11 protein-coding genes are annotated in these 9,207 nt (G+C 32.5%); 9 read left to right on the plus strand and 2 right to left on the minus strand.

Annotated elements, in window-relative coordinates; all coding sequences use genetic code 11:
- From Q0977_RS17415 to Q0977_RS17455, 9 genes are all read left to right on the plus strand, one after another.
- The coding region (locus Q0977_RS17415) for an MFS transporter (RefSeq protein ID WP_299516192.1) at positions 1-522 on the plus strand (522 nt) is incomplete at its 5' end.
- A complete protein-coding gene (locus tag Q0977_RS17420; protein WP_299516194.1) occupies positions 519-1,058 on the plus strand; it encodes an MFS transporter in 540 nt (179 codons plus the stop codon). The genes Q0977_RS17415 and Q0977_RS17420, both read left to right, overlap by 4 nt.
- A gap of 192 nt (positions 1,059-1,250) precedes the next feature.
- Positions 1,251-2,579: a tyrosine-type recombinase/integrase gene (locus Q0977_RS17425; protein WP_322788390.1), complete on the plus strand. Its 1,329-nt coding sequence runs from the start codon at positions 1,251-1,253 to the stop codon at positions 2,577-2,579.
- Positions 2,580-2,581: 2 nt separating this feature from the next.
- Complete coding sequence (locus Q0977_RS17430) at positions 2,582-4,723, plus strand: site-specific integrase (RefSeq protein WP_102693216.1); 2,142 nt, start codon at positions 2,582-2,584, stop codon at positions 4,721-4,723.
- Entirely contained in the window at positions 4,689-5,162 is a 474-nt protein-coding gene (locus Q0977_RS17435) for a hypothetical protein (protein WP_102693215.1), read from the plus strand. Before Q0977_RS17430 ends, Q0977_RS17435 begins: the two co-directional genes overlap by 35 nt.
- A 373-nt stretch (positions 5,163-5,535) precedes the next feature.
- The gene (locus tag Q0977_RS17440) at positions 5,536-6,183 is read left to right on the plus strand and encodes a nitroreductase (RefSeq protein WP_102693214.1); all 648 of its coding nucleotides are present in this window, start codon (positions 5,536-5,538) and stop codon (positions 6,181-6,183) included.
- Positions 6,184-6,329: 146 nt separating this feature from the next.
- Complete coding sequence (locus Q0977_RS17445; protein ID WP_102693213.1) at positions 6,330-6,659, plus strand: helix-turn-helix transcriptional regulator; 330 nt, start codon at positions 6,330-6,332, stop codon at positions 6,657-6,659.
- A gap of 319 nt (positions 6,660-6,978) precedes the next feature.
- On the plus strand, positions 6,979-7,239 hold the full coding sequence (locus Q0977_RS17450; protein ID WP_299516203.1) for a hypothetical protein: 261 nt from the start codon (positions 6,979-6,981) through the stop codon (positions 7,237-7,239).
- 242 nt (positions 7,240-7,481) lie between these two features.
- Positions 7,482-7,901, plus strand: coding sequence for a MarR family winged helix-turn-helix transcriptional regulator (locus Q0977_RS17455; RefSeq protein WP_299516205.1), 420 nt, complete (start codon positions 7,482-7,484; stop codon positions 7,899-7,901).
- A gap of 40 nt (positions 7,902-7,941) precedes the next feature.
- On the opposite strand, the gene Q0977_RS17460 is transcribed toward Q0977_RS17455, so the two are convergent.
- Together Q0977_RS17460 and Q0977_RS17465 are read right to left on the minus strand one after the other, a co-directional pair.
- Positions 7,942-8,730 (minus strand): class I SAM-dependent methyltransferase, encoded by a 789-nt coding sequence (locus tag Q0977_RS17460; RefSeq protein WP_299516207.1) that lies wholly within the window; start codon positions 8,728-8,730, stop codon positions 7,942-7,944.
- Entirely contained in the window at positions 8,718-9,155 is a 438-nt protein-coding gene (locus tag Q0977_RS17465) for a BrxA/BrxB family bacilliredoxin (protein ID WP_119417387.1), read from the minus strand. Before Q0977_RS17465 ends, Q0977_RS17460 begins: the two co-directional genes overlap by 13 nt.
- Positions 9,156-9,207: the final 52 nt, after the last annotated feature.

Consider the following 9,207-nt stretch of genomic DNA (forward strand, 5'->3'; position numbering starts at 1 on the left):
CCAATTGAATCACCAGTTGTCCGGATCAACTGGAAATTCTATCGGAAAGAGCTCTTACTACTAATATACGAGGAGATATATATGGAAAAAGAAAAACTATGGACAAAGGATTTTATCAGTATTACTGCTATTAACTTCTTTTTAATGTTGACTTTCTATCTACTAATGGTTACCATTTCAGTTTTTGCCTCTGAACACTTTGGAGCCAATGAAAGTACATCCGGGTTAGCATCAAGTATTTTTGTTATCGGAGCATTGTTTGGTCGTATTTTAGGAGGAAAGTATATTAATAGTTTTGGTCGTAAGAGAATTCTATTATTAGGTATTTTCATCATGATTATTAGTTCTATTATCTATTTTATTCCTGGTGGTTTAAGCCTATTAATGGCTAATCGCGTACTTCATGGTTTTGGCTTTGGAGTTGCAGGTACTGCTACAGGTACCATTGCAGCTCAAGTCATTCCAAACAGTAGAAATGGTGAGGGAATCGGCTATTTTGCGCTTAGCATGAACTTAGCATGACTCTTGCTACAGCTATTGGACCATTTATCGGAATTTTTATTTTAGATCACTTTCATTTTAATGCAATATTTGTATTTTGTTTAATCTGTATCATTATTAGCCTAATTTTATCTATTTTGATTCATGTACAAGAAATTAAGCTAACACGAGATCAATTAGATGAGATGAAAGGATTTAAACTATCAAATTTCATCGAACGAAAATCTGTGCCAATTACATTAATCGCAACTGTTACTGCATTTTGTTATTCTGGTGTTCTATCATTTCTAACATTTTACGCTAAAGAAAACCACGTGACAGAAGCAGCTGGATATTTCTTCATAGTATACGCAGTTGCCGTTCTAATATCTCGCCCATTCACTGGACGTCAGTTTGATCTAAAAGGTCCAAACTTTGTTATGTATCCAGCAATCATTTGTCTATTGTTAGGATTATTTATCTTAAGTCAATCAGAAACTGGTATAGTTTTATTAGTTGCTGGAGCATTGCTTGGAATAGGTTATGGTACTTTGTTCTGTAACATTAAAGAAAAGTAATTGTACATGATGCTTGACTTCATCATATCTTGTTTATAATGTTGCACATATTATTAAAATGTACATTACTAAATAAATTTTAGTGGTGTACATTTTTTTGTTTAGTGCAATTTATTAAAGAAAGTATGTACCATATTACATAGAAAAAAGTTAAAGTAAAATAGTTGTTTTTAATTGTGGAGGTGATTGCTTTTGTATTGGTATGAATACTGCCCAAAGCATATAGAAAGCAAGTATAAGCTTTTAGTATTTAAAGAAAACCAACCATTTTTACCGCTAACAGATTATTATAATGATTGTTTAGGAAGAATCGATAAGAGTTCTGCAACATCTTACTTAAACTGTTTACTTCCCTTTTTCAAATGGTTAGAGGAAGAAAGTAATTTTCAAGGTGAACGAGTGCAATGGAATGATGCAGAAGAAAAGATACGAGTAGTTGTTGAAGATTATTTAATGCATGAAATGAACTGCAAGATTCGAGATCGAGAATCATTTCGTTTTATAAATCTAACCAATAAAAGTCCAAATACAGTTAGTCGCTTTTTATCAGCATTAAAATCATTTTATAAAGCAATGATCCGATTAAATCAATATACTTATAATAATCCATTAATTGATGGTCAAGCTATATCGAATCGATACAAAGAAGAAATAAACGGTGTCCGAGTTGATAAACCTAGAATGCCTTCTGTTGCCGGAACAGAAGATCCTTTAATGCATCGCAGATTAACAGATTCCTATTTTAAAATCATTAACGAAGAATGGCAACCACAAATTATTGATGATATTAATCTCCCTTATCAAGTATATCAAGCTGGAAATAAAGTAAATTGGTCACAACGAGAAATGATCATTGCCCGTATGCTATTTGAAACAGGTGCAAGAGCATCTGAAATTATTGAATTAACTATTGGAGATTATCGAAATAGAAAAAGCCATCAAGAAGTTATTACTTTTAACAAAGGTAGTTATGGAAAAAAAGTAAAGTTTCTACGATTCAGTAAAGACACCGTTAAACGGTTATTTCACTACATTGATACCGAACGGAAATTCTTTGATAAAGATCATTTATGTTCTCATGAATTATCCGATGGTGCTCCTATTTTTTTATCATCTAATGGTACTCCTTTTACTTATCATGCTTGGTACTATCATTGGAATCGAGCAATGCATGCAAATAAGTTAAGTTTAAATCCTCATAAGGCAAGACATTGGTTCGTAACATCAAGACTACGAGAGATTTATAATATTTCAATAAATGAATCTGAAATAGAGCAACGGAAAAATGAACTGATTAAATATATGAAGTGGAGAAATCCTGATACGATGAATGTATATGAACATTATTTTGATGAAACAAAGCATCGTGAAGCCCATGATCAAATGTTAAAACAAATGAAGCAAAATGAAAACGATTATAATAAGCTACGGAAATCTTCGAAAAAGTTACAAGTATCACAAACGCTAAAAGATGAAATTTTTGATGAAAATTTAAGAGATTTGATTGAAGGGTTGGAGTAAATGTGAATATAGCTGCACAACAGATACCAAAATCAGAATGGTATCAGCAATGGAATGGAAAAATAGATATTAAGTTACTGTGTCTACAAAATAATCGAAAGGAATTTTTACTCGACAAAGTTGATGAAAGACTCCTTTACTACATAGATAATAATTGTATAGAAACTGTATGGGTAAATCATTTATTATTTGGGGTATTCGTTAGCACTGATAGAAATTTAGATTATCAATCAATTTCTAATAAAATTAGAACTATTAACGTGAGATTCAAAGATATTTTTTCAGTCTTTAACTTAACATCAATGGAATCATTTGATGTAGAAACACATGGGTATAAGTATCTAAAAGGTGATATATTTCCAGATGATTCGAATAGCAAAAGATATCAGTTCATTAGTCAATATAAGATATTAACCTACGAAACAAATAAATGGTTACATCAGAAACTTAACCTTGAGGAAAGAAAATACTTCAAGCATTTCTTACTCATTGATCCTAAATTTGATCTAAGAGAATTTTCTTTACATAAGATAGTCAAGGAGGAAGCCCAAACTATTCGTAAAGATGATACAGATGCTATTGCGCCGAATCTTCCGAAAATTCGTATAGAAGCAAATTTCCGATGGAATCAGATAAAAAGACTTCGAGAAGCATTCAGAGAGACTATTGAGAATGTTCAAACAAAGTCATTAGAACTACCATTAGAATTTCAATATGATGAGCCTGAACGAGTAGGAGAACGTTTTTATTTTCGGTTATGGGATAAACGATCTTTTGTTCTTAATCATCAAGAAAAATTTAGTTCACAAACTATTTGTTCAGCTACCAAAAGAAAATCAACATACTCCAACAAAAACAACTCATACTTTCTTGAATTTATAAAAGCTGAATCTTTAAATGGTGAATCAGAAGTGGAAGGTCTGTGGTTTAATGAGTTAATTGAAAATAACGTTCTTTCGAAATTGCCCGAAAATTGCTCAAAAGAAGTGTTTGAAAATAGACTTGAATTTTTATCTTTATGGGGTTATGTGGAAAAAAAATCAGAACTTCCTAACCCATTCAGTTTGGCACATAAAGGCATTATCACAAACTCTTCTTTCGTAACTAGACATAAGGACAAAGTAAAGGGTCTTCTATTTGATGTAGAACCGTTTTATACAGGCTGTACTTTCGGTTTATTAGCAATCGATATTTTGACAACAACTGGTGCAAGAGTAAATGAACTATTGCAAATCAATAATACAAAAGAGTGCATTGAATTTAAAAAAATAAACGGTAAAATCCACTTCTCTTTTAAAGCTATTCCAAAAGGGAGGGATGCTTTAGAAGAATTCTATATTAGTAAACAAACAATGGAGCTAATCCAAATTGTTTCGAGGATGTTGAAAGAACATTATTCCAACTCTAAGATTCCGAGTATTATATATCGTGATAAAAGAAAACATTTATTCAAAGAACCAAAACCATATTTCTTTCAATATGCTGGTAAGGGGCTGCTAAATGCTACCATCAGCTCTTGTATTCGTTTTCTTCTACACGGTCTATATTTTGAAACACAAAATGGAAAACCTATAAAAATCAAAAGCCATCTCCTACGCCATGCATTCGCTACAGAAGCCGTACAACGTCAAAAAATACCGATTGATATTGTAGCAAAAATATTGCATCAAAAAGATTTAAGGATTACTGGTTATTATTCAGCACCAACTCCTTCACAAATTGCAGAATCAGTTAGTGAACTGCAAGATGTGATTTCAAGTTATGTAGATATAGATGATGCGTATTTAAGAAGCCCAAAAGAGTTACAAGAAGAATTAGATGATTACAAGGAGAAAGTTGGTGTATTCAACAAAGTACTAGGTGGTACATGTGTCACTGATTATATATGCCCAAATAAAATGCAATGTTTAGGCTGTAAGGCCAAAGTACCCGAACCAAGCCAAGAAGAAGAACTTTTAGAGGTTATAAAATTATCTAAAGATATGGAAAAGCGTTTTAAAGAGTTAGGATTAGAAGTTGAAGTTCGAAAAGCAAAAGAAATGGCAAAACAGGCAAAAATCGAACTTAAGGAAATTGATTTAATCAAAAAATATAGAGAGGAACGTCATCATGAACCATCCATACAGCAAAACCCATTCAGATAATCGAGAATGGCTTGATAAAGTACATCAACAACGTAAAGAGCGTTCTGTTTCCATTGGGATTGAAACAATTGAATATCTTATCGAACAAGGCATTCCTGTAACCTATCATAATATTAGTCAGCATTCGAAACATTTTGACACTCAAGAAAAAGGGATTCATCCCAATACAATAAAGAGTAATGATGAATTGTATACCTATTACAAAAAGCATAGCAAAACATATAAAGTAAATATGGTTCGTAAAAAGCTCAAAACGCCTCTTAAATTTGATGAATCAAATTTAAGAAAGATTTCTCCTAATCGTAATATAGATGTTGTTAAAAAGAAGTACATGAAGCTCTCAAAGGAAGAATTAGTGAACAAGCTAATAGCTGTGGAACAATATATAGCGGAGAATCAAAGTCGTTGGGTTGCTAACCATTTTGAGCAGTTTAAATAGATATTAATGGGATACAAAATAGCCTTGTTAAATTATAATTAACAAGGCTACCTTAACTTTCTTGTTAAACAAAAGCACCCTTTAGTTGAAAGAGAAAAGAGACGCTTCTTTAACAATCGCGCCCTATAATGGAATAACTATAAGAAGTTCTCAAACCTAAAATCACTTAATTCATCTTTAACTAACGCTCCCGATTGTTGAACAACCCATTACTCTACACTCAAAGAGTTACCTACCTCTTAATTTACCCAATTTATTACTATAAATAATTTGATATAAATCAAACCAATTGACATATTGGTATATTTCAATATAATAACACTATAACATATTGATATATTTCAATATGTTAATATTAGGAGGTTTTATCAAAATGGAAAACACAAATCTTTTATTACAACGTCACTCAATTCGTGACTTTACAGATAAGGAAATTGACATCGAATTATTAAAACAAATTATTGCTGAGGCACAGCGAGCGCCTTCATATGAAAATAGCCAGCCTTGGAAAGCATATATTGCAACAGGTGAAACACTAAAAAACATTCGTAAAGTACACGCTGAAAAAGTTGCAGCTCGTCAAAGAAGTTATACAGAGGTAGTTCCTCCTCGTGAGTGGAAAGAGTATCCTAAAAATAACGTAGCAAATTATATGAAGGAGACAGAAGAGTTGATTGGTGCTGATGGTATTCAAGATTTATTAGCACAAAATGCTGTTTTATTTAATGCACCAGCTATCGTTTACTTAACTCTACCAAAGGATTCTTCACTGTATTCTGCATATGATGTAGGTGCATTTGGTTATGGTATTTTACTTTCTGCTTGTCACCACGGTTTAGGGGCAGTTCCTGCTTACGAACTTATCCGTTATCCAGATGAAATTCGTGAAAACTTTGATATTTCAGAAGAAGAGTCAATCCTTATGGGAATCGCAATCGGCTACCCAACACCAGACAAACCATTAAGCACTTTAGTTATGTCACGTAATAGCTTAGATAACGTTTTACAAATTAACAAATAATATATTCCCCCTTTTCTTTCTGTGACTTAAGTTTAATTGTTTGAACGTAGAAAGGGGTTTTTAAATTGATTACATTGAAATATTGCAATATGTAGTAGATAATAATGATACTTTTAAAAACTTGCTCTTAATATAAGGAGGGTAATATGGAAAATATTGATTTAGAAATGATTGACGTGTTTAAGGCTATTTCCAATGAAACACGATTAAAAATATTGAAATTACTAAAAGAACCAGAAGTGAATTTTGGTTATGAAAATACAAAAGTACCAGAGGCAAAGCCATCCGAAGTAGGTGTTTGTGTCGGTCAAATTACAGAAAAAATTGATATGAATCAATCTACTATGTCACAATATTTATCGATGATGGCGAAAGCAGGTCTTCTAATTCCCACGCGAATGGGGAAATGGACATACTATCGTCGCAATGAAGAAAAAATTCAGCAAATTAGTCGATATCTAAGTACAGAAATATAAACTTATAATGCAATTAATCTAATTAATATAAAGTTGCTTGTAGAGCAGGTGTAGCAGAGGCTTCATCTGTTTTTTTATGAACAGTTTTTATATCTAATTTGGTGTAACAATTGCAACCTTCCTTACCTAAGCATCTTTTGGCAACATTTCACAAAAGAATGTTATTCAACAATATGGCCCGATTATTGAATATAAGTTATATCTTTAAACACAAATAAAAGCTGAACTAATTTTGTATTAGTTCAGCTTTAAAATAACTTATTATAATGTTACACATTGTATAAAAAATACTGATACATCAAGTGAATTACTTATAATCTTGACTTTTAATAAAAATATGTCAAGTGCACAAGCAGTTGCAATTTCAGAAGCTCCACCACATCGTGTGGGACTTACTACTTCAACATTCTTTATCTTAACTGACATTGGACTAGGTCTAGGGCCTTTCATCCAAGGGTTGTTTATACCATCTGTAGGATACAATGGTTTGTATATTATTTTAGGTATTTGTGCAGTTTTATGCTTACCATTACAACATATTTTATATGGAAAAAAAGCACACCTAAAAGAGGAATATTAAATTCAACTATTCTATTGCTTAAAATTATAACTAGTGGTATTAATGAGGCGAGATGATTTAAAAAGTAGACAAAGCTGGAAATAATTTTCTTGCTTTGTCTTTTCAATCAGGCGATAAACTACATTAGTGCTAGCTAATAATATCCTCCTTATTAGCGCATTCATTTGAAATGCACTTCAATAACTCCTATACTCAAATAGATAAGAATAATTTAATCAGTGCTACTCTGGAGGTTGCTTTCTATGGAGGAAACAAATTTTTTTCATAACTTTTTATTGCTTTATCGTCCTTTAAATAATGTATTAAATAAGAAACTAGAAGAATATAATCTCTTTACATCTCAATGGTCTATTTTGTTTTATATTAATAAATATGAAAATATTACATTAGTTGAAATTGCAAAGCACTTATATGTGGAACGACCAACAATCACAAGAGCTGTTCTAAAATTAGAAGAGCTTGATTATATAGAGCAAATTCATGGCAATAATCGCCGTGAAAAAAGAATCCAACTAACACCCTTAGGTCAAAATGTTTTTAATGACATTCGAAATTCATTGGATTCGTATCAACGACATGTTTTATCTGGAATTTCAGATGAAGAAATGAAAAAAATGATTCAATTGATGGAAACAATTCGTAATAATATTGTGGAAGAATAGAAAAAAAGAGCCTGCGATCAGTATAAGATCGCAGGTTCTATTATAGTTCGATAATTCCATAATGAAACTTCGCATTTAAACGAATATCTCGTTTGAAATGATAACGTTCAAAAAGTGGTGATCGAAAGTGTGCTTTTAGTACAACTCTTTTTTTCGCTACTCGCTTAGCCTCGAATACCCATTTATCGGTTAAAGTCTCATGTAAACCCGCATCTCTCAATGGGGTAAAGTTATTGGATTCTTCAATCGGTTCTTCAAACATTGGATCCATATAAACAACATCAAATGAATGATCGGGTTGTTTTTTCAAATAATCTAACGCTAAGATTGAAATAACACGAATTTGTTCCATACATTTTAGTAAAGGTAATTCTGTAATGTCATATCTTTTCATACCTTCACGAACTACAAAAGCTACGTTAGGATTACCTTCACACCCTACAACTTTACCGGTCTCTCCAACCGTATAAGCTGCCAACATACTATCAGAACCTATTCCCAAGGTACAATCTAGCATTGAATCACCTTTTTGCAAATTGACAGCATCTAAAAAGGGATCATGCTCTCCTCGTGCAACTCGCTTTAATCGAAATGCTGCAGAACTTGGATGAAAGAAAAATGGCTCCGTCACTCCAAATGGATAATATTCATAACGATTTTTTCCTGCTACGATCACATTTGCAGATTCAAATTCAGCAATCTTTTTTACGGATCTTTTTCTTCTTTCTATAAAAGGGACATTAAGCGCCTGACAAGCTGCATCAGCTAAACGAAGCGACTGCTGATCTGGACGTCCTGCCGTTGTAACAATGGTTTTTAATCCGCACATACTTGGTCAAGAACACCTGCTAAATGGTCACGAACTTGTTCCATTGCATATCCCTCAATTTGTTCACGTGGGATAAAGTACGCTAAATTACCGTCTTTCCAAACAGCTACAGATGGTGAACTTGGTGGAACTTCTTCAAAGAAGCTACGCATTTGTGCAGTTGCTTCACGATCTTGTCCTGCAAATACAGTCACTAAATGATCTGGTTTGTGTTCAGCTTGTTGAATTGCCTCAATAACAGCTGGACGAGCAAGGCCTGCTGCACATCCACAAATAGAGTTAATCACTATCAATGAAGTTCCTTTAGATTCTTGCATATGATCAGCCACTTCATCAGGTGTTTTCAACTCTGTAAAGCCTGCATTAACTAATTCTTCACGCATTGGTTTAACAATGCCTTGCATATACTCTTCGTATGGATTCATGGTTTCATCCTCTTTCATATTTTGTTTAAAATCCTTGATTTATAAGGTTTTT

The sequence above is a fragment of the uncultured Rummeliibacillus sp. genome (genome assembly GCF_934216135.1).
In the GTDB taxonomy this organism is placed as follows: Bacteria; Bacillota; Bacilli; order Bacillales_A; family Planococcaceae; genus Rummeliibacillus.

What these genes read in the sequence shown, in the direction of transcription:
- Q0977_RS17420 (WP_299516194.1), top strand. Translation starts at nt 519, where the DNA reads ATGACTCTTGCTACAGCTATTGGACCATTTATCGGAATTTTTATTTTA.
- Q0977_RS17435 (WP_102693215.1), top strand. Translation starts at nt 4,689, where the DNA reads ATGAACCATCCATACAGCAAAACCCATTCAGATAATCGAGAATGGCTT.
- Q0977_RS17445 (WP_102693213.1), top strand. Translation starts at nt 6,330, where the DNA reads ATGGAAAATATTGATTTAGAAATGATTGACGTGTTTAAGGCTATTTCC.
- Q0977_RS17455 (WP_299516205.1), top strand. Translation starts at nt 7,482, where the DNA reads ATGGAGGAAACAAATTTTTTTCATAACTTTTTATTGCTTTATCGTCCT.
- Q0977_RS17460 (WP_299516207.1), bottom strand. Translation starts at nt 8,730, where the DNA reads ATGTGCGGATTAAAAACCATTGTTACAACGGCAGGACGTCCAGATCAG.
- Q0977_RS17440 (WP_102693214.1), top strand. Translation starts at nt 5,536, where the DNA reads ATGGAAAACACAAATCTTTTATTACAACGTCACTCAATTCGTGACTTT.
- Q0977_RS17465 (WP_119417387.1), bottom strand. Translation starts at nt 9,155, where the DNA reads ATGAATCCATACGAAGAGTATATGCAAGGCATTGTTAAACCAATGCGT.